The sequence below is a fragment of the Phycicoccus jejuensis genome, assembly GCF_044797865.1.
GTDB classification, from domain to species: Bacteria; Actinomycetota; Actinomycetes; order Actinomycetales; family Dermatophilaceae; genus Phycicoccus; species Phycicoccus jejuensis.
The window spans coordinates 2,691,830-2,711,884 of the sequence record NZ_CP085209.1; the positions used below are offsets into that span (position 1 = coordinate 2,691,830).

Here is a 20,055-nt window from a genome sequence, read left to right on the forward strand (position 1 = left end):
GCACCCACTCAGGGTGAGTGGGTCCGCGCATGGCCGCGTGCGGGCAGACGTCATTCATTCGTCCTGAATCGCGCAGGAATATCTCGCGCCGGAGTTGAGTCCCCGATAGTGGTGTAGCGCGGTTGCGGAGATCGTCCTGATGATGGACGTGGATGCGGCCACCGCGTGATCCTTCGAGTGAACGTCTCACAGCACCCTCGAACGGAGCATCACGATGACCGCACCACACATTGTCGACCCTGCAGGCCTTCTGGGTGAAGCCCTCGCGCAGGCCTCCCCGGATCTGATGCGCAGCCTGCTGCAGTCGATCATCAACACGCTGCTGTCCGCGGATGCCGACGCCGTTGTCGGGGCGGAGTACGGCCGGCCCTCCCCGGGACGCAGCGCCCAGCGCAACGGCTACCGGCACCGGGACCTGGACACTCGGGTCGGCACGATCGATGTCGCGATCCCCAAGCTGCGCACCGGCACCTACTTCCCCGAGTGGCTGCTGGAGCGGCGCAAGCGGGCCGAGTCCGCGCTGATCACGGTGGTGGCCGACTGCTACCTCGCCGGCGTGAGCACCCGACGGATGGACAAGCTGGTCAAGACCCTGGGTATCGACTCGCTGTCGAAGTCGCAGGTGTCCCGGATGTCGGGCGAGCTCGACGCCATCGTCGAGGACTTCCGCCACCGCCCCCTGGGCGATGCCGGACCGTTCACGTTCGTCACCGCGGACGCGCTGACCATGAAGGTCCGCGAAGGAGGCCGCGTGGTCAACTCCGTGGTCCTGCTCGCCACCGGCGTCAACGGCGACGGACACCGCGAGGTCCTCGGGCTGCGCGTGGCCACCAGCGAGAGCGGGTCGGCGTGGAACGAGTTCTTCGCCGACCTCATCGCCCGCGGCCTGGCCGGGGTGCGCCTGGTCACCTCCGACGCCCACGCCGGGCTGCGCGAGGCGATCGCCGCGAACCTGCCCGGAGCCTCCTGGCAGCGGTGCCGCACCCACTACGCGTTCAACCTCATGGGCGTGACCCCGAAGTCGATGTGGCCGGCGGTCAAGGCGATGCTGCACTCCGTGTACGACCAGCCCGACCACCACGCCGTCCACGCCCAGTTCGACCGGCTCCTGGACTACGTCGCCGACAAGCTCCCCGCCGTCCACGACCACCTCGACGCCGCCCGGGCCGACCTGCTGGCCTTCGCCACCTTCCCGAAGGAGATCTGGACCCAGATCTGGTCCAACAACCCCACCGAACGCCTCAACCGGGAGATCCGCCGCCGCACCGACTCCGTCGGCATCTTCCCCACCCGCACCGCGATCGTGCGACTCGTCGGCGCTGTCCTGGCCGAGCAGACCGACGAATGGGCCGAAGGGCGCCGCTACCTCGGCCTCGAGGTCCTCGCCCGCTCCCGCGTCACCATCGTGCCCTCAACCGACCAAGAGATCGGAGCCGACGCCCTCCCCGCCCTGACCGCATAATCACAAAGAGGAGCGCGCAGCGCTACACCACCATCAGGGACTTGACCCGCGCCGGCCTGCTCGCAGGTGGCTGGGGTCAACCCCTCCCGCCGGCATTGGTGGGTCTGACCCAGCTGACCGCGCTGCCGTGCTAGCCCACTTGCCCACCGTCGACGGCCGAGGCCGCCAACAGCGGCGAGACTACGACCAAGGCCAAGACGTGGTGGCGGGCTCAAGGGTTGCGTGTCGAGTGCAGCGACGGCCCGTTCATGCTGACGTGCGGATCGGTCATGGCTCTCTCCATGACTGACGACACCCGGGCCCGGGGGTACTCTTGAGCGTCGGTGAGCGGCGTCATTGCCACCACGGCATCGGGCAGGCGCCCCCCTGACCCTTGCGCCCGAAGAAGTTGCAGCAATCCCAGTGCCAGGTTCGCTCCCGCCGAGACACCGACGAGCGCACCTCGTCCGGGGTGACGGGACGACAGGTCGTCCCACACGTGCAGGCATTCATGCAGCGCTTGGGAAACGCGCCTCGGGCGCCAACTGGTAGTCAATCGAGTAGGTTGGCAGCCCGGTTGCGGTAGCCAGTTGCAGGCCGATGGGATCGATGGCCGCACCGAACGCGAACGCTCCGCCATGGATGAACATCATGTAGTCGTCTCGCCCGGCCTGATCCGCGCCGCCGATGGAAACGACCGGCGTGTCCTGGACCCGAACATGCTCGAAGGGTCCGGACATGCGCGAGCGAGCTGTCGCAATGGACTCGGCGCTTCTCCGACCCACCAGTCGACGCAGCACGGGGGCCGTCCAGCGGCTCAGCGGGACGGGTATGCGACTCGCCTCGTTCTCTGACAGGAAGCGAGCTGCTTCCTCGCTCAGTCCGGCGACTCGTGCCGCGTCGCCATGACTCACGGGCCAAGGATACGGAGACACAAGCGGGGACTGAGCGATGCTCGCTCAACTGTGAGTACCAACGGTCGGTGGTGGCGTTCTGTGATCGCTTGGTGTCGGCGGTCTGGCTTCATCTATCGACGGCACTTGACTTCATGTAGAACGAGCCGCGTGACATTCCTGGATCGAATGCGACCTTGGCGGCTGACTGTCCTTCCTCGACGAGACGTACGGCTCTTCGGATTTGATCATCACTGAAGACGAGGGGGCGGCCGCTGAAACTATTGCCGACATGGCGACGTCGTTCGACCGAGTCGCGGGCGCGTTCGCGCCGCAGCTCACGCTCCGTTTGGGTCAGCGCCGCAAGGGTCGTGAATAGCATCGAGCCTGCCGCCGTCGAAGTGTTGACGGCGTTCCCGCGAAGGTCCCGGTCACCGTCGGCACCATCAGTTCCACCACTGCCCACCCGTCGTCAGAGATCTCCTGTCGTGTCACCGTTCAAAACTCGCCCACCCGACCATGGAACCACTTGATCAACGCGGCCTAGTGCGAACTCTGAGACGTCGCAGACGACGTCGTGCAGACCGGTGCCGCCCAGCACCCGGACACGCATCAACGACGTCCAGAGTGCCCCGGGCTGCGGCCGACGAGCTCTACAGCATCGACGACGAGCGAGGCAGTACCAGCGTCGCTCAGCATCCGACACGACGGCGGCGCTTGACTCTTCCCTCCGCTCCGTATGACGTCGCACGCACGATCTGCGGCCAGCCGGCTCACGGGCGGCGCCCTTCCGTGCAGGGGAACGGTAGGGCGCCTCGTCCACGGCACTCGCACTGAAGGCACACGCCTGGCAACTGCCAAGCCGGCGGTCAGGCCTCGCACGAGATCTACCGCGAACGTGTTAGTACGGTAATGCGTCGAAGGGCGGTGGGGAAAGGCTCTGTCAAAGGTTAGGGTCAGCCGTCGTGCGGCCTCTCACGTGAGCGAGCCGCCCTCCCTGCTCGAAGGCGGCTCGCGCACGAAGGGCGGTGCGTCGCCCTGCCTACCGGGGCTGAAGGGGGGTCCAGCTCTCCCGTGCCGGCGCATCGTCTTGGCCTTCCGTGCTGATTTCAGGATGGCACGCCGGTCGCATCAGCACCAGAGACGACCGGCGTGTCGTCCCGCACACGTCGCCAGCAGCCCAGCTTGGCGGCCGACGATCGCGACACATCACAGCCCTCCCCGACGTCGTGCCGACCCAGCACATCTGTGTCCGTGACGACAGCCCCACGACCCGGACCTGGCCCGACCCCACCCAGGGTGCGCGAACCGCCGGATGACGAGCAACCACTCGAACCCTGGTCGGGACGCGAGCTCAGCCATGACGCCCGGCCCCCGACCCATCGTCGATCGCCCATGCGCAGCGTGGGTCAGCAGCGACTCTCTCTGAGACGTCGCTCCACAGTGCCACTAGCCATCGCAAGGACGCGACGACTCGACCCGAAATCGAGGCGCCATCCGACCGCCCACCGGGTCTAGCGCTCGGTTGGCCATGCTGCGGGCGTCCGCGTTGGCAGGCCCGCCGTCCGCTCCGGGAATCGACGGAGTCGGTCCGCCCGCTCGACCAGCTCGGATTGGCGCCTCTCAGGCGACGGCGCCCCGGGTCAGGACGGGCTCGCAAAGAGGTCGCGCACATCGATCAGCGACGATGTCGAGACCTGAGGGGTGACGCGCAAAACGCGCGCGTTGTCACCCCCGATGCGCTTCGCGGAGTACATGGCCGAGTCGGCCAGCACATGAACGTCGCGGCCGACGGCATGGGCCTGAGCGAAGGTCGCGATGCCGATGCTCGCTGTGACCGCGCACCCGTGCGCGAGCTGGGTGGCTCGGCCGTGCTTGCCGACCGCATGGACGAGGGCCCTGGCGGTCGCCTGGGCTTCCTTGAGGTCCGCGTCCGGCAGGAGCACTTCGAACTCGTCGCCGCCCCTTCGCCCGACGGTGCCGCGCGTCCCAACGGCGCCGGTCATGACCCGGGCAAGATCCGTCAGCAGCTGGTCGCCGGCTGCGTGACCCCGCGTGTCATTGACCTGTTTGAAGTGGTCGAGGTCGATCAGCAGCACGGCACCGCGCTGACCGGTGTGCTGGCTCTGATGGCGAACGACGAGGGTCTCCAGCTGGCGGCGGTTGGCAGGCCGGTCAGCTTGTCATGAGCGGCGTCGTGCGCGTGCCGCTCTTCGATGCGGCGCTCCGAGACGTCGACGACGTTGACCAGGACGACGATCTCGCCGTCCGGGCCCGGCACCGCTCGAGCCCCATACGCGAGGGTCAGCCGCATCCCCTCCGGTGTCCGAGCTGTCCACTCCCCCTCGATCAGGGCAGCCTCGGCCTCGATTGCCTGATGAAGGATGGGTGTCAACCCGGAGGCGGGGTCGTCGTCGAAACTGTCGCTTCGCAGGCCGACAAGGCCGGGCGCGTCGCGCCGCAAGATCTCGCCGACGGCCTGGTTGGCCTGGAGCACCTGGCCGGTGGGCCGAACGACGAGCAAGCCGCTCGGGGCGAACGCGATGAGCCGGTCAGACCACTGATGCTCGCGCCGCAGGCTCCCGACCAGCGAACTCAGCTCGGCCCGATAGGTGCCCAGGGCAAGAGCGAGGAAGACCGCGGCGTCAAGCCAGCGTTTCACCGTCAACCGGCGCCGTCTGGCGTCGCTCCGTCCGACACGTATCCGACACGCCGCAGACAACGAACGGCCCCTGACTCGCATTTCTGCAGGTCAGGGGCAGTTTCTCGTGGTGGGCGATACTGGGTTTGAACCAGTCCGCCGGGCGTTTGCCGTCACTGGCACGACCTGCGAATATGGCTTCTGACCTGCAGACATGTCTTCAAGTATCCTTGTCGTAAGCGGACAGTTGTGGCTACAAAGCAACGTTCGAGTAGCACGTGAGTAGCACGCAGCCCAAGGGGGATAGCGCATGGCGGGGACCGCGGGGCGGCGAGGATTCGGGCGGACGCGCAGGCTGCCCAGCAGTAGATGGCAGGCGTTCTACAACGACCCTGACGGGCGCACGACGCTGTCTCGCACCGGGAAGGTCACTCCAGTGCGCCACGCAGGGCCGGCGACGTTTGACAGCCGCATGGATGCCGAGGCGTGGCTCACCGACGAGCGCCGACTCATCTCCTCAGGTGCGTGGACTCCCCCAGCCCAACGCCGCGCCGAGCGGCGGGCTCGCGAGCTGACCTTCGACGAGTACGCCGCCGCGTGGCTCGAGAGTCGCAAGGTGCACGGCCGAGCTCTTGCCGACCGGACCCGCGACCACTACACCGACCTGCTCGATCGGTACATCAGCCCCACGTTCGGGGACGTGGCGCTCAGCGACATCACGCCGGAGATGGTCGATAAGTGGTACGAGCTGTGCGCGGTCGGGCGGCCGACGACGCAGGCGCACGCCTACAGCCTCTTGAAGACGATCCTCGGCACTGCCGCCACCGGCAAACCGCGACCGCTTATACCGTTCAACCCCGCGGACATCCGCGGCGCTGGCACGGCCTCCCGCGCGAAGAAGGTGCGGCCGGCCACCACCCAGGAGCTAGCGGTCATCATCGACGCGATGCCCGAGCGACGTCGGCTGATGGTCGCCCTCGCCGCCTGGTCCGCCCTGCGGTTTGGCGAGCTGACCGAGTTGCGTCGCTTCGACATCGACCTCAAGCACAGCGTCATCAAGGTCCGCCGCGGCGTTGTGCGCGTCCGCGAAGCCACGGAGGACGGCGGCTCGCACATGGTCCGCAAGGTGAAGTCGCCGAAGAGCGAGGCCGGTGTGCGTGACGTACCGGTCCCCCCTCACCTGCTGCCGGAGATCCGCGACCACCTACTGCGTTTCACCGCCCCCGGCAGGGACGGGCTGCTCTTCCCCGGCCAGCACGGCAACCACCTGTCCACGAGCGCGTTCTACGGGCGCGTCTCGACAGTCGACCCACAAGGCGCGATCATCCGCAATGGTCACGGCTACTACGAGGCCCGCCGCCTCGCCGGGCGCGAAGACCTGCGGTTCCACGACCTACGCCACACCGGGCTCACCAACGCCGCGACGGTGGGAGCAACGCTCGCAGAGCTCATGCAGCTGGCCGGCCACTCGACGGCATCTGCGGCTCTGCGCTATCAGCACGCGAGCCGAGATCGGCTGCAGGACCTCGCGGAGCGGCTGTCCCAGATGGCCGAGGGAGGCGCTGAATGACCGGGACGGAATTGACGGACGTGGCGGGAACTTCCTCTAGATGGCTCTGACCTGGCCCTTTGACTTGCTCTCCGCTGGTGTGTCAGTGGTGTGACAGTCTGCAGCACGCCCGACGCGGAGGCTTCGTGGCTCCACGAGAGGACCACCTGACTCGGTCTGAGGCACCCTGGGCGCCCGAAACCCGATCATCGAGAGGCGCGTCTCGAGCAGCCTAATAGGCCCCCACGCGCAGCTGGCCGGCATTCGTCGACCCCCGGTGGCGTGACCACCCGGCATCCGGAGCCGTGTTGCAGAACAGCGCCCAAACAACAGCCCGGGAGAGCTCCGCAACCGGGCCGGATCGCCCAGCGCTGGGTACACCCAACGCGATGGGCGGTGAGTGCAGCCATCAACCTAGGGACGTCGTGCTCCGCTGCAACTTGACGGTGGGACCGAGCCGGATCACCGCCGAGCGGCGTGGCTGGGGGTGGCGACGGTGGCCATCGGTACCAGGAGCCCGTCGACGTCCTTGGGGTCGAGTCGGATGATGCGCGGACCGCTGCGGTACGCGCGCAGCTGGCCCGCCGCGATTCGGCGACGCAAGGTCCGGACGCTCACCCCTGTCCGTGCTGCGGCCTCGAGCATGGACTCGTATTCACGCTTAGCCATCGGCGCCTCCCCCGTTCGAAGGTGTCGGGCGACCGCGCCCGAGCCGTTCCTCGAGGTCCGGCTCGTTTCGAGCTCTAGCGCAGTTCACGGCGCCGTCCCGGGGTTGTGCCGCCCAGGGTTCGGTGTGGACGGGGTGGCCCTCTGGGCCCGTGCACCCGGGGATGGGGACGGGGCGTTGGGGCTGTCGGCGAGCGGGCTCGAGGGGTCCGGGGTCGCGAGCAGCTCGCCGAGCAGGGGCATCGTGTTCGGGTTGCGGCCGGAGCGGACGAGAGTGTCGATGAGGCGTGCTAGCGGGTAGTCGTGGGGAGCTTGCTGGAGCGCCAAGCGGGTCGAGAGCCCGTCTCCACCCATGAAGAACGAGTACGCTGCCAAGCTCGCCACCGGGGCGCGCAGCTGGGCCGGGGTGCGGGTGGTCACCTCCCGCCACAGCTCGCCGTGCTCACGGGCGTGGCCGCGGGTGATGATCGCCGCCGCATAGTCCCGCGGGCCGACGCTCTGGACGTCGGCAACCAACCGGGCCGCCTGCTGATTCGATAGGGGCTCGTTCGAGGCCAGGTGCTGCTCCAGGACCATCCTCATCCATGCCCGCTCGGCCGCATCCGCTCCCTCCCCCGTCCGATCACGCGCCACATCGACGGCGTCCGCGACCAGCTCAGGCGGAAGCGGCTGCGCCGGCGCGAACCGCGCCTCCAGGTCGGCCATGCTTGTCGCCGGGGACGCCCCCCGCCGGAAGATCGCCTCAGCGGCGAAGCGATCCCGAGTCGACTGGGACACCTCGCCGGCGTCGAGGGCGTCCAGGCGCTGCCACCGGTCGCCGTCGACCATCACCATCGCCCGCACCGGCACCAGCGGCTCGAGCTCGCCCGTCACGGCCGCGCACGCCGCGGCGGCCTGATCCCGGTCGGCGGTGAACACCATCAGCACCACCGGCTGGCCGGTCCCGTTCCGGTGGTACGGCCCGGCGATCGCCTCGGCCACGGCTGCGCGTGTGGCCTCCGTCGATGGCAGGTCCACCCGCGCCATCGGCGCCTTGTCCGGGTCGAGCGAGAACACCACCAATGACCCGGCCGGGTTCGCCCCCAAGAAGTAGGGCACTGCCGCCACCGCCTCGCTCATCCCTTGCACGATCATCGGCTCGCGGCTCATGGCTCTGCTCTCCGTCTTCGGGGTGCCCCTTTACCCCCTAGACAGATTCCGGAGCTGGCGAGGAGTCAACTCGGTCAAGAATTGTTCGACGCTTGGCCGAACAGTCGAGAACTGAAATCGGCTGTGCTGAGACGACTCGAAATACCGCTCGACCCTCACGGTCACCCTGGCCTCACACGTCGAGCGGGCACCGCGACGTCGCCCCGGTTGTGGCGACGACCGGGCAGCAACAGGATCGCGCCAAGCACCCAGCAGAGGCCCGGCCCGGCACATCCCGACTTGGTGCAGTCCATCTACCCGGCCCCGTCAAGCACTCGAGGTGTCGACTCGCTCCGTGCCGCCCACTGTGACGCAGGCTTCGCGTGGCTCCTGAAAGCCGCTGGGCCAACAGGACTCTTCACGTCTCCCCCACACAGGTAGAACGAGCCCGGCGCGTATCGCTACCTGTGGGCTACCGGTAGGCAACCCCACCGGGACGGCCTGCCACGACCTGTCGGGGCCGGTCGGTAGGGTTCTGAGCCAGTCCTTGAGGGCGCGCATCAACTCCCTCGGACCCGTAGATCATTCGAGAGGTTGTCATGACTGAGCTGTCCCAGGTGCCGGGATCGACTGGGGACGAGCAGGCGGAGCTGTTGGCTCGGCTTGCTGACCTGGTTCCCGCAGCCTTTCCCGACGGTGCCCTAGATGCGGGCTTGCTGCTCGACGCGCTCGGCCAGACGGATCGGAGCGGCGCGTCATTCTCCTTCACCTGGCCGGGGATCGATCAGGCTCGGCTGGAAGCGCGAGCGGCGACGACGGCCACCTTGGTGCCCGACCCCGACGCATCTTTGAACTGGCAGACCGCCCGCGACGTCCTGATCGAGGGCGACAACCTGCAAGTACTCAAACTCCTCAAGGCTGGCTACAGCGGAACTGCCAAGCTCATCTACATCGACCCGCCGTACAACACCGGCGAGACCTTCACCTACAACGACGACTATTCCGTGCCAGAGAGTGTGTACCTACGGGTGAGCGGCCAACTCGACGAGCAGGGCAACGTGCTGACCAGCAAGCTCGAGAAGGCCGGCAAGAAGCACGCGCCGTGGCTCTCGATGCTCTTTCCGCGCCTCGCGGTGGCGCGCCACCTGCTCCGACGCGACGGAGTCATTCTCGTCTCGATTGACGACAACGAGGTGCACCATCTGCGGCTACTGCTCGACGCTGTGTTCGGTGCGTCCAACTTCGTCGACATGATGACCTGGCGCGGGGCCCGCAAGGGTGACGCCAAGCTGACTGGCGGCGGTCAAGACTACATTCTCGTCTACGCGCGGGACCGCGAGTGGCTGCGCAACAACGACACTCGGTGGCGTGAACGCAAGAACGGCCTTGAGCCGATCTACGCAAAGGTCGACGAGCTAATGGCGGAACATGGCGAGGACTACGCGGCCGCTACCCTGGCGATGAAGGCTTGGTATAAAACCCTCTCGGATGAGGATCCCTCCAAGGAGCACGAGCACTACTGCCTTGTGGAACGTCGCGGTGTCTACTACGCGGGCGACATCGCGAGTCCGAACCCCAGACCAAACCTGGTCTACGAGTGGAAGGGCTACGCGATTCCGGAGAACGGATGGCGATACCAACCATCAAAGATGGCCGAGCTCGACGCCGATGACCGACTCATATATCCCGACTCATTCGACAAGCGGATCACAGTTAAGCGCTTCCTGAAGGAGCACGAAGAGTGGGCCCCGCCATCGGTGTTCTATCGAGATCGTCGTGCTGCGTCTCGAGCGGTGAAGGACCTTATGGGTGCAGCCGTCTTCGATAACCCCAAGAACACGGATGTCCTGGCGCGTTTGATTCATTCGCTGACCGGGGATGGCGACCTCGTCGTCGACTTCTTTGCGGGCTCAGGCTCAACTGGACACGCCGTCTGGGAGCAGAACGCCCAAGACGGAAAGACCCGACACTGGGTTCTCGTGCAGGCTCCCGAGAAGCCTGACGAAACAGAGAAGACAGGCAAGGCAGCCATCAAAGCGGGCTACAAGTCGATCTTCGAGATAACCGCGGAGCGCCTGCGCCGCGCAGCCAAGAAGTGCGGCGAGGACAACCTCGGCTTCCGCGTGTTTCGAACGCGTGCGACCAACCTGATTGTCGAGGAGCCGATCGTGGCCGAGGAAGGCATGACCGGCGAGGTATTTGTTCAGCAGGCGCTTGCCAAAGTCGAGCGGTCTGCGGTGGTCGACGGAGCAGATGAAGTTGCGGTTGCCTGGGAGGTCGTGCTCAAGGCCACCGGCACCAAGCTTGATGCCCGGGTGGCTACCCATGACGTCGATGGCGTTACCGTCCACGAGTACGTCCAGGCCGACGGAGAGGACTCCGAGCGCCTGTTCGTGTCGCTGGGTGCCTTCACCGTGGAGACGGCCGACAAGCTCGGTCTCAAGCCTGACGACACGCTCATCCTGCGCGGCGACAAGGTCGATGACGCAACCGCGCTGACGCTGGCGCCGCGTCTGCAGAAGAACCTTGTGCTCCTTGAGCGGGTGGCTCGTGAAGTTTCGCTTTGAGGATCAGCCTCACCAGGCGGCAGCCATCGCAGCGGTTGCGGATCTATTCGAGGGTGCTCTGACTCCACCCCTTGGCGGTCTTGTTGGTCAAGCGCCCGGCGCGACTGGTCATGCCGGCTTCCGGCTCGACCGTCAGGCGCTGGCCGAGCGGCTGGATGAGGTGACCAACCGCGAAACCGGCGTGGAGCCGCAAAGCGAACTGGTGCTGCTAGAAGCAGACGAACTCATCGAGTCCGAGGCGCGAGACTTTCCCAACTTCGCGGTCGAAATGGAGACCGGAACCGGCAAGACCTACGTCTACATCGCGACCGCACTGCAACTCGCCCAGGCGCATGGACTGCGCAAGTTCGTCATTCTCGTTCACTCGGTCGCCATCCGGGCCGGTGTCGTCAAGACTTTCGAGCAGACCGAAGAGCACTTCCGGGCGAAGTTCCCATCGCTCCAGTACCACTGGGGTGTGCTCGGCGAGGGGCCGGCGCTCGACGACTTCCTCGAGCCGAGCAGTACGGTGCAGTTCCTAGTCGCGAGCGTCCAGGCCATCGACAAGCCGGACACGGGTGTCGTCTACCAGGAGGCGGAACAGCCGCAGCTGTGGGGTGACTCGGGCAGTGGCATGGCGTCGATCTCAAAAACCAAGCCGGTCGTCATCGTCGACGAGCCGCAGAACTTCAAGACCGACCTGCGCAAGAAGGCAATCGCAACGCTCAATCCCATGGTCGTGCTGCGCTACAGCGCGACGCACGCGGAGAAGTTCAACCTTGTGCATCGCCTCAGCCCGAAGATGGCAACCGAGCTAGGCCTGGTCAAGCGCGTATCGGTCAAGGGCGTCACAGCCGGCGACTCCGGCAAGCCGTATTTCCGGATGGACAAGATCCGTTCCAGGTCAGGGCGACTTTTCGCCGAGGTCATGATGGATGTCGACGGCAGCGGTGGCCCGCAACGCAAGCCGGAGGTGCTGCAGAACGGCTCGGATCTGTACGCGGTCTCAAAGGGGCTCGATCAGTACCGCGGCATGGTGGTAGATCGGTTTGAGCGCAAGCCCGACCGCGTCGTATTCGAGAACGGCTTTGTGGTGCGGGTCGGTGAAGAGACGGGCGTCGATCGGATGGCGATCTGGCAGGACCAGCTTCGCCACACGATTCGTGCCCATCTCGCCCGTCAGAAGCAGATCGATTCGACCAGTCGCGACGTGAAGGTGCTCTCGCTCTTCTTCGTTGAGCACGTCGCGGACTACTGGCCAGTTGACGGTCAGCCTGCGCCCGTCCTGCCCGAACTGTTCGACCGGCTGTTCCGGGAGGAGTGGGCTCGGGCTGGCCATGATCCAGCCGACTGCCCTGACCCGGCCACGCTTCGCGTTCACTACTTCCCGTCGACCAAAACAGGCATCTACAAGGACTCGGTCGGTACGTCCGCAAAGGCTCAGGAAGAACAGGCGCGCGCATACGAGGAGATCATCGAGAATAAGGAGAGAATCCTCACGAAGGACAACCCGCGGGCCTTCATCTTCTCCCACTCGGCTCTGAAAGAGGGCTGGGACAACCCAAACGTCTTCCAGGTCGGCTTCCTGCGCCAGACAGGCTCGGAGGTCGAGCGTCGACAGCAGATCGGCCGCGGTTTGCGACTGCCGGTCGACGAATCGGGCACGCGCGTCACGGATCCGACGGTCTGCCGTCTGACGCTCGTGGTCGACGAGACCTTCCAGGAGTTTCGCGACGGCCTGAACCGCGAGTACGTGGCCGCCGGCGAGGGCGGCGGCGGCCCGGAGCCGGACAACGAAGACGACCGGGTCACCGTCAAGCGACGCAAGGACAAGTACGAGAGCCCTGAGTTCAAAGAGCTGTGGGACCGGATCCGCTACAAGGCGCGATACCGCGTCTCGCTCGATCCGAGCGTGCTACCTGCAGCGGTTGCGGGTTCGGAGCACCTCGACGACATCAGATTCATCGCCAGGCGCACCAACGTCATCCAGTCCGCCGAGCTCCGTTACGACGATGACGGCAAGGTTGTCACCGAGGACGTCGAAGTTGCCGAGAGCGCAGGCACGTCGCTCACCATCGTCGGTCAACGCCTGCCGGACATCGTCCGTCTGGTTGAGGATCAACTGCTCGCAACCAAGTTCCCGCTGCAGCTCACCCGGCCAACCGTCGCGGCGATCATCGCTGCTATCCCGGGCGACCTGCAGGCGCGCGCGATCGATGACCCGGAACGTTGGGCACGTGTCGTCGCCTTCGCGATTCGCACGGTGACGATCGAAGAAATGGTGGATCACATCGAGTACGAGGCGGATCCAGAGGAGAACTGGTGGGACGCCGACGTGGTCTTCCTCGAAGCCGAGGACAAGACCAAGCCGGTGCTGCGTGGGGGCCGCGAGCCCGAGAACGGCGTCGATCCGGCGCCAGCTGGCGGACTCAACCTCTTCGACTACGTGATTCACGACAGCGGGGTTGAGCGGGACTTTGCTCGCTACTTGGAAAACAACCCCGACGTCAAGTTCTTCACCAAGCTCCCACGCCGTTTCCGTGTCCGCACGCCCGTAGGGGAGTACTCGCCTGACTGGGCAATCCTCTGTGACAGGGATGGTGTGGAACAGCTTTACCTCGTGCGCGAGACCAAGGGCACCCTGAACCTGGACGATCTCCCCTGGGACGAAGCCATGCGCATTCGCTTCACGCGCCAACACTTCGCCGTTGCACCCGCGGGGAGGGTCGACTACTACTTCACCACGAGTGGTGCTGGGCTGCGCGTCGAAGAGGACTGGAAGGACCAGGTCTGATGGATCGTGGGATGGAGCCCGTTCGGGCTCGACGGTCGTGAGTTCAAGCTGACACAGAACAACTTCGAGACTCGGCTGTCACGCGACACGCGGATGCCGTGCCTGAGTACGGCCTGACTTGGTCACCTCCCCCTAATCGTCGAGGGCTCGGTTCTGGCGCACTCCTACACTGTGACCGGCCCGCGCTCCGGCCGCGCTCGGCGCACTAGACAAGTCTCAAAGCAGACGAGCGTCCGGCTGTCCGTGCGGCTGAGGGCCTTGCGACCCTTCCGCATCTTGCCGCTGCAGCGCGGGCACGTCCCCCTGGTGGCCGTAGCGATGCTCGCCATCACACACCCGCCTTCGAGATCGTGGAGGGGTGGCCGTAGACCAGCAGGCCGCGCGTGCAGGCCGCGTGGTTCATGCAGTGGATGCCGTGGCTCGGCCCTCGCAGGGCCGTGGCCCAGGTCCTTGAACTTGCAGTCCATCGTTGTATCCCTTCGTCGTTGCGGATCCAGAGCGGTGCTGTCGCTTCGCAACGTAACGGGATGGCATCGATGTGTACACCGGATCTGCCGTGGCGCCCCTCAGCGGGGATACGGTCGGAGACAGCGACGAGCCGGGGCAACTTTCCCTTGCCCCGGCTCGCGCTTGTGGTCAGCGCCTACTTCTTGCGCTTGGGCTTCATGGTCTCGACCACGTGCGTGGACTTGTTCGTCCGCGCCTTCTTGACCGTCGTGAAGCGCCCGGTCTTGGCGCTGCGTCCGACCTTGGTCATGCCGCTCACCTCCTCTCGCTCGGGAGGAATCCCACTCGTGTGATTCCCCTCGCAACGAGAGTACCGACGACCCCCGACATACTCGGCGTGTCGTCCACAGGCTCTCTGGAGGGCTGTCGCCGCAGGTGGCTACGGTCTGGGGCATGACGTGGGAACAGGTGGGACCGCAGAAGACGAGACGGAGGAGACCCGCGCCATGATCAAGGCGGCGAACGGCCTGCTCTGGGCGTTGCTCAAGCGGCGGGAGCAGACGTGACAGCGAAAATTGCGGACGTGGCAGCGGCTGAGTTTGTGCTCGCTCGGCTGCAGGAGGAAGAGGATGCCGCACTGGCGGCTGCGAACGCTCGGCCGGAGAGCGGGTACAGCGACGGCGCATGGGGCGTGGTCACTGCCCGAGCCGACCCGTACGCACGTCCTGGCTCACGGGCCGAAGCGGGTGCTTGCCGGAGTGAAGGCGCAGCGGAGGATCGTCCAGGAGGCCGAGACGATGACGCGCCACGCTGCGAACGTCGAGACTCCGTCTCAGCTCGGCGCGTACGCGTTGGCGTGTCGCGGCGCAGTGCGGATGCTGGCGGCGACGTGGGCGGACCACCCCGACTACGACAAGACCTGGTGAGTGACGCGGCGGAGTACTCACTGGGGGCCGCCTCCGGTCATCGAGTGCCAGAGCTGCGGCACGGTGGCTCCGCCCGGCCTGCGGGGTCGTCGCCCACGGCCACGGCCGAGTCACGGTGCGGCTGGTCGACGCCCCGGGCGATGGGCCGGCCGGTGCGGATCGTGTGGCGCAAGCGGCGGTGGGTATAGCGGGACACGGGCTGCCCGGTCGTGACCTTCGTCGAGCTGGACGAGCGGGTCACCGCGCCTCGCTCGTCGTTGACGATCGGGGCGTGCCGGTTGGCGATCGAGCAGCTGCGCCGTGAGCACGCGTCGGTGAACAGGGTGCGCCGTCAGCTCGGCACCGGGTGGCGCACGGTGTGGGAGTCGATCCGGCCGATCCTCACCGCGGCCGCCGCGGACGAGTCCCGCTTCGAAGGCGTGAGGATCTTGGGCGTGGACGAGCACGTGTGGCACCACGTGTCGGCGCATCCAACGGCGGCACCGAAGCCGTCGGCGGGCTCATCGAGCTGCACCGCCGCATCGCGCGCGGCCTACCGCAACCGCGAGAGCTACCGACTCCGGATGCTCCTCATCGCCGGTGGCCTACGCCTGTAACCCCACACTCATCGGCGAAGAGCCTGAAATCCGAAGTACCCGCTCTGTCCTCAGAATCAGACCCACCTAGCCGAGATGCCAGTCACGGCTCATCGTCCTGAAGACGCTCGCATTGAGGGCTGCAGATAACGGGCTCTTCACGGATGAGCGTGGGTCGGGATCGTTAGCCCTCCGGCGATGAGGAGCATCCGCAGGCGGTAGTTGTCTCGGTTGCGGAGGCCGCGGGCGATGCGGCGGTGGAGCTCGATGAGGCCGTTGACGGCTTCGGTGCCACCGTTGGACGCGCCGGCGGTGTCGAAGTAGCCGAGGAACTCCCGGCGCCACCGGCGCAACGTGGCGCCGAGGCGGGCGACCTCGGGGATGGGGCAGGTGTGCAGCGTTGCGACGAGCTTCTCCGCGACCGCTCGATCGGCGGCGTGGCTGTCCTGGTGGTAGGCGGAGCGGACTCGTTGGGCGCACCGGTAGGCGACCTCGACCTCGAGGTGCTCCTCGCGGGCGGTGAACGCCGCCTGCAGGCGGGCACGCTGCCGGTCGGTGAGACGGTCCTCGCCGGCGCGCAGGATGTTGCGGACCCGGTACAGCGGGTCGCCGCGTCGGCCGCGGTGGCCGGTGGTGTCCTGCTGCACCCGGCGCCGGACGTCGTCCACGACCTGGGTGGCGAGCTTGACCACGTGGAACGCGTCCAGCACCGAGCGGGCGTCCTGCAGCTGGTCGTCTATCGCGTTCTTGTAGCCGTGGAACGGGTCCAAGGTGGCGATCTCGACGTTGGCTCGGAACGCTGCGCCGCGCTCGGTCAGCCAGGTCTTGTAGGTCTCCCCGGAGCGGCCGGGCACCAGGTCCAGCAGGCGGGCCCGGGTGCGGCCGTGGCTGTCTCGGGTGAGGTCGACCATCCCGGTCAGCTCCTTCGGTCCCCGCCCGCCGTCCTCGACCGGCTTGGTCGACACGTGGTGCCACACGTGCTCATCCACGCCCAAGATGGCGACCCCCTCGAAGCGGGACTCATCCGCGGCGGCCGCGGCCAGGATCGGCTTGATGCTGGTCCACACCGTCGACCAGGACGTGCCGAGCTGGCGGCGGACCCCGTTCACCGAGGCGTGCTCGCGGCGGATCTGCTCGATCGCCCACCGGCACGCCCGCACGGTCAGCTTCGCCCGCGGCGCGGCGACCCTCTCGTCCTGCTCGACGAACGAGGCGACCGGGCACCCGGTGTCCGGGCACATCCAGCGCCGCTTGCGCCACCGGATCCGCACCGCAGCACCGAACGCGGGCGCGTCGACCAGCTCCACCTCGTCCCGGCCATGACCACGGGCCACGACGCCGCAGGACGGGCAGCCCATCACCACCGGCTCGGACTCCACCGTCACCACCAGCCGGCCGCGATCGTCTCGCTCGGCCACGGTCACGTGCAGCCCATCGATGCCGACGATCAGGTCGCACCGGTCGCAGTAGCCGACGAAGGCAGGGCAGCACACCGTAGGGTCATCCATGTCGAGGTCCTTGAGATCAGGAGAGGTAGAAGTCCTCTGATCCTCGGGGGCCTCGACCCCTATCCCCGGCAGCCACCCCTCCTCAGCGCGTCGAGCCCTCACCCACGCTCATCCGTGAAGAGCCAGATAACGTCAGGGTCAGGATGCCAGCAACCAGTCAAGATCGGCGAGTTGCCGCTTCTCTGTGACTGGCTGCGGCGCCGTCGCATCGCCAGCCAGGCAACACCGCCATCTGCGGTTCCGAAGGTGCACCTGCGCGACCATGAGGTAGATGTCGGCTGAGCTCATACCCAGCTCCGCCATACCTGCGTTGCCTGGACCGTCGAGCCACTGGGGTGTTAGCTGCTTCGAGCGCGCACGGGACAAGCGCGGCCAGCGGCCTTGCTGGATTGTCGACTTGACCTCGATCGCGACCAGACGTGACAGCGTCGGATCCAGCATGAGCAGGTCGACTCCTGGCCCAGAGGAGAACCCTCGGTCGTCGTCGTACACCGGCTGCCATCCGTGGTCGACAAGCAGAGCTTCAAGGACCGCCTCGGCGACATTCCCCAGCACAGGCAGAGCAGATGAGCGAAGTGCAGCCGGCAAGGGGGCGCCCTCAATCAGAGTCTCCTTCACCAAGACCTCGAGCAACGCGAGTCGGGCTGGGTCTCGGATGAGTGCCGGGGTCGCCCTCAGCGTCCCCCGAAGCGTCTCCTCGGGAAACATGAAGGCCGTGGCCTCACGCAGTGCCCGTTGCGTCGCGGCGCGAAGCTGATTGGGCATGCTAGCTACTTCTGAAGACGTTGCTTAGACCCGGCCTCGTAGTTGCGGTCCGTGAGGTAGCTGTGCAGGTAGTCATCGGCCAGCAGCCGCGGTATCTGGTGCCGGTGCTGAGGTGAGGGATCAAAGGCCAGGACCTTCTTGCCCTTGAGCGTGGTCAGCATGATGTCGTAGTCGGGGTATGTCTCGACGAACTTGACCAACTTCTTGGTGGTCAAGTTCTTCGCATAGTCGGGGTCGGTCTGAATCAGACGTGCGACCGAGGCCATCTTGGCGCGCATGCTCGGGTCATCCATAACCGCCTTCTCCAACTCGGCGAACCCGTCGATGGTCACCTTCGATGTCACCGCGACCAGCGTGTCCTTCGCCAACTTGCGCGCCTTCTCGTCGGCTTGGAGCTTGGTCTGGATGAGGGTGACCGTGGTGAAGTAGACATAACCCGCGCATGTGTACGCATCGAAACGGGGCTCGTAGAAGAGCACGTCGCCGCCGACGGGCCTATAGACGCCGTCGCGTGGGATGAGCGTGAACCCCCTGGACCGCCGCGTCGCGATGCCCGAACCCTTCAGCCTATAGGCGACGACCTGGCCACCCCCTTGGCCGACAGCATGGGCCATGGCCACCACCGCGGGGCCGCCGGCCGTGTACGCAACGTCTCCTCGTCGGATCTCGGCGTCGACCGCGGCGAGTTCTGGAATCTGGTCCAGGTTCTCCACGAGCACTTGGGAGGTGCTGGTCTGGTAGGAGGGGTCGTAGTTCAAGAACTGCTTCTTGGTGAGCGCCTCGACACCCTTGAGGACGTCGGCGCCAACTTGGCCGGCCATGTCGTCCTCGAGGTCGAACCGGGTCACCGCTGCCCCGGCGAGCACGTCGCCGCGAAGGACGAAGTTGTCGAGGGCACCTCCCCCCGCGGCGAAAGCGTTGATAAGCGCTTGTCGGGCCGGTTCAGCTGCCACGCTCTACCCCCATTTGGATGGCCACGTCCTCACCAACGTAACGGCACACGAGTTGTCCCTTTTGGCTCAGGTGCCTTTGCCTAGTGAGCACCATAGTGACGGTGCCATTTCTGGCTGTCACCTCGTAGAGACGGTAGCCCGCCATGGCGAGGGTGGGGTTCAAGTGATAGAGCCCGGCGCGGACGTAGATTGTCGCCATCAGCGCAACCAATGCCAACGTCGCCACGAGCGTAGGAGTGTCGGACTGACCGAACACGGCAACCACCAGGGGAACGACGTAGCTAGCGGTAAACGCGAGCACGCGCTCATCCGCCCGCCGCACCGACTCGCAGTCGATGGTTCTCGCTTGGATGCCGGCCACGCTGCGCAGCGCCAGTAAGAGAAGAACGACAGCCACTCCGCACATCGCAACAATGACCCAACTCGCGCGACCGAGCTCCTCGTAGCTGACGAGCGCGAGCAGAGCCACCATCGGCGCGAAGGCCGACGCGAGCAACCCGAACCCCACAGCCCTGCGCATGCTTTGACTCTAGGCGCGAGCACCGTCAATCGGCAGGCACGCCAACGACGGGGAGCGATCTGCGCGGCATCAAGGCCCCTGCAGACCTGTGGTCCTTCTTGAGGTGGCGATCGACGAGGTTGCGACGGTTGTGCTCCCGCGGAAACCATCTCGGGCCGTGACCGCGACGTCCACAAGTGCCTAAGCAGCGCCGCGAGCGAACAGCGCAGCCGGAACCGATGTAGCGGACGCGCCACCCGAGCAGTCGCTAGCGACGACGATCGTGCGACGCCAACGCGCGACCGCCGTGGCGTCTTCGACCGCCGCCGCCAACCGCGCCCAGCCCGCTCTCATCCAGCCGAGGCGCCATCAGGCGCGCACCCGGAGTCAGACCGGGACCGAGCAGCCACGACCAGCCGTTTGACCTCCGAGGCGGTGACCCGCTCGGGACCGCCGCACCACTGCACGACCGCCGCCTGTGTGAGCCCCTCGTCCTGGACCAGCCGCAGCATGGCGTCCCCGGCCCGCTGCTCGGCCCCGGCCCGCTCGACCAGCGCAACCGTCGCCGCCATCGCCAGGTCGCTGCGTCGCCGCTCCTGCGCCGCCTGCTGCGCCCGCATCCGGTCCCGCGCCCGCAGCGCCGCCTGCCGCGCAGCCGTCTTCTCCGAGTGAGCCATCGCCGCCTCGCCCTTCCACCTCGCTGTTGCCTTGACACCCATAGACA

At 66.7% G+C, this 20,055-nt stretch carries 16 protein-coding genes and 1 pseudogene; 6 read left to right on the forward strand and 11 right to left on the reverse strand.

The window, feature by feature from the left end; all coding sequences use genetic code 11:
• The first annotated feature begins 214 nt into the window (after nucleotides 1-214).
• Complete coding sequence (locus LG324_RS12810) at nucleotides 215-1,462, forward strand: IS256 family transposase (protein ID WP_404348412.1); 1,248 nt, start codon at nucleotides 215-217, stop codon at nucleotides 1,460-1,462.
• 211 nt (nucleotides 1,463-1,673) lie between these two features.
• Here the strand turns inward: LG324_RS12810 and LG324_RS12815 are convergent.
• From LG324_RS12815 to LG324_RS12830, 4 genes and pseudogenes are all read right to left on the reverse strand, one after another.
• Nucleotides 1,674-2,181: pseudogene (locus tag LG324_RS12815) on the reverse strand (alpha/beta hydrolase fold domain-containing protein).
• 283 nt (nucleotides 2,182-2,464) lie between these two features.
• Nucleotides 2,465-2,716, reverse strand: a complete 252-nt coding sequence (locus LG324_RS12820) for a hypothetical protein (protein WP_404348414.1) — start codon at nucleotides 2,714-2,716, stop codon at nucleotides 2,465-2,467.
• Nucleotides 2,717-3,977: 1,261 nt separating this feature from the next.
• On the reverse strand, nucleotides 3,978-4,487 hold the full coding sequence (locus tag LG324_RS12825) for a GGDEF domain-containing protein (RefSeq protein WP_404353145.1): 510 nt from the start codon (nucleotides 4,485-4,487) through the stop codon (nucleotides 3,978-3,980).
• Complete coding sequence (locus LG324_RS12830) at nucleotides 4,424-5,002, reverse strand: hypothetical protein (protein ID WP_404348416.1); 579 nt, start codon at nucleotides 5,000-5,002, stop codon at nucleotides 4,424-4,426. The genes LG324_RS12825 and LG324_RS12830 overlap by 64 nt, the downstream gene beginning before the upstream one ends.
• A 445-nt stretch (nucleotides 5,003-5,447) precedes the next feature.
• Between LG324_RS12830 and LG324_RS12835 the strand changes: the two genes are divergently transcribed.
• The gene (locus LG324_RS12835) at nucleotides 5,448-6,545 is read left to right on the forward strand and encodes a tyrosine-type recombinase/integrase (protein ID WP_404348418.1); all 1,098 of its coding nucleotides are present in this window, start codon (nucleotides 5,448-5,450) and stop codon (nucleotides 6,543-6,545) included.
• Nucleotides 6,546-6,986: 441 nt separating this feature from the next.
• Here LG324_RS12835 and LG324_RS12840 read toward each other — a convergent pair whose 3' ends face one another.
• On the reverse strand, nucleotides 6,987-7,193 hold the full coding sequence (locus tag LG324_RS12840; protein ID WP_404348420.1) for an excisionase family DNA-binding protein: 207 nt from the start codon (nucleotides 7,191-7,193) through the stop codon (nucleotides 6,987-6,989).
• A gap of 84 nt (nucleotides 7,194-7,277) precedes the next feature.
• A complete protein-coding gene (locus LG324_RS12845) occupies nucleotides 7,278-8,339 on the reverse strand; it encodes a DUF4192 domain-containing protein (RefSeq protein ID WP_404348422.1) in 1,062 nt (353 codons plus the stop codon).
• Nucleotides 8,340-8,917: 578 nt separating this feature from the next.
• Between LG324_RS12845 and LG324_RS12850 the strand changes: the two genes are divergently transcribed.
• The 4 genes from LG324_RS12850 (at nucleotide 8,918) to LG324_RS12865 (ending at nucleotide 15,627) form a co-directional block, all read left to right on the forward strand.
• Entirely contained in the window at nucleotides 8,918-10,885 is a 1,968-nt protein-coding gene (locus tag LG324_RS12850; protein WP_404348425.1) for a site-specific DNA-methyltransferase, read from the forward strand.
• Entirely contained in the window at nucleotides 10,869-13,658 is a 2,790-nt protein-coding gene (locus LG324_RS12855) for a DEAD/DEAH box helicase family protein (RefSeq protein WP_404348427.1), read from the forward strand. Before LG324_RS12850 ends, LG324_RS12855 begins: the two co-directional genes overlap by 17 nt.
• 1,076 nt (nucleotides 13,659-14,734) lie before the next feature.
• A complete protein-coding gene (locus LG324_RS12860; RefSeq protein ID WP_404348429.1) occupies nucleotides 14,735-15,031 on the forward strand; it encodes a DUF6221 family protein in 297 nt (98 codons plus the stop codon).
• Nucleotides 15,032-15,240: 209 nt separating this feature from the next.
• On the forward strand, nucleotides 15,241-15,627 hold the full coding sequence (locus tag LG324_RS12865) for a hypothetical protein (RefSeq protein ID WP_404348431.1): 387 nt from the start codon (nucleotides 15,241-15,243) through the stop codon (nucleotides 15,625-15,627).
• A 137-nt stretch (nucleotides 15,628-15,764) separates the two neighbouring features.
• On the opposite strand, the gene LG324_RS12870 is transcribed toward LG324_RS12865, so the two are convergent.
• The 5 genes from LG324_RS12870 to LG324_RS12890 form a co-directional block, all read right to left on the reverse strand.
• Nucleotides 15,765-17,114, reverse strand: coding sequence for an ISL3 family transposase (locus tag LG324_RS12870; RefSeq protein ID WP_404353146.1), 1,350 nt, complete (start codon nucleotides 17,112-17,114; stop codon nucleotides 15,765-15,767).
• Nucleotides 17,115-17,252: 138 nt separating this feature from the next.
• On the reverse strand, nucleotides 17,253-17,879 hold the full coding sequence (locus tag LG324_RS12875) for a hypothetical protein (RefSeq protein ID WP_404348433.1): 627 nt from the start codon (nucleotides 17,877-17,879) through the stop codon (nucleotides 17,253-17,255).
• A 5-nt stretch (nucleotides 17,880-17,884) separates the two neighbouring features.
• Nucleotides 17,885-18,832 (reverse strand): Kiwa anti-phage protein KwaB-like domain-containing protein, encoded by a 948-nt coding sequence (locus LG324_RS12880; protein WP_404348435.1) that lies wholly within the window; start codon nucleotides 18,830-18,832, stop codon nucleotides 17,885-17,887.
• Nucleotides 18,822-19,352 (reverse strand): hypothetical protein, encoded by a 531-nt coding sequence (locus LG324_RS12885; protein ID WP_404348437.1) that lies wholly within the window; start codon nucleotides 19,350-19,352, stop codon nucleotides 18,822-18,824. Before LG324_RS12885 ends, LG324_RS12880 begins: the two co-directional genes overlap by 11 nt.
• 329 nt (nucleotides 19,353-19,681) lie before the next feature.
• Nucleotides 19,682-20,008 carry a hypothetical protein gene (locus LG324_RS12890; protein WP_404348439.1) on the reverse strand — a complete coding sequence of 109 codons (327 nt, stop codon included), beginning with the start codon at nucleotides 20,006-20,008 and terminating at the stop codon, nucleotides 19,682-19,684.
• Nucleotides 20,009-20,055 lie beyond the last annotated feature (47 nt).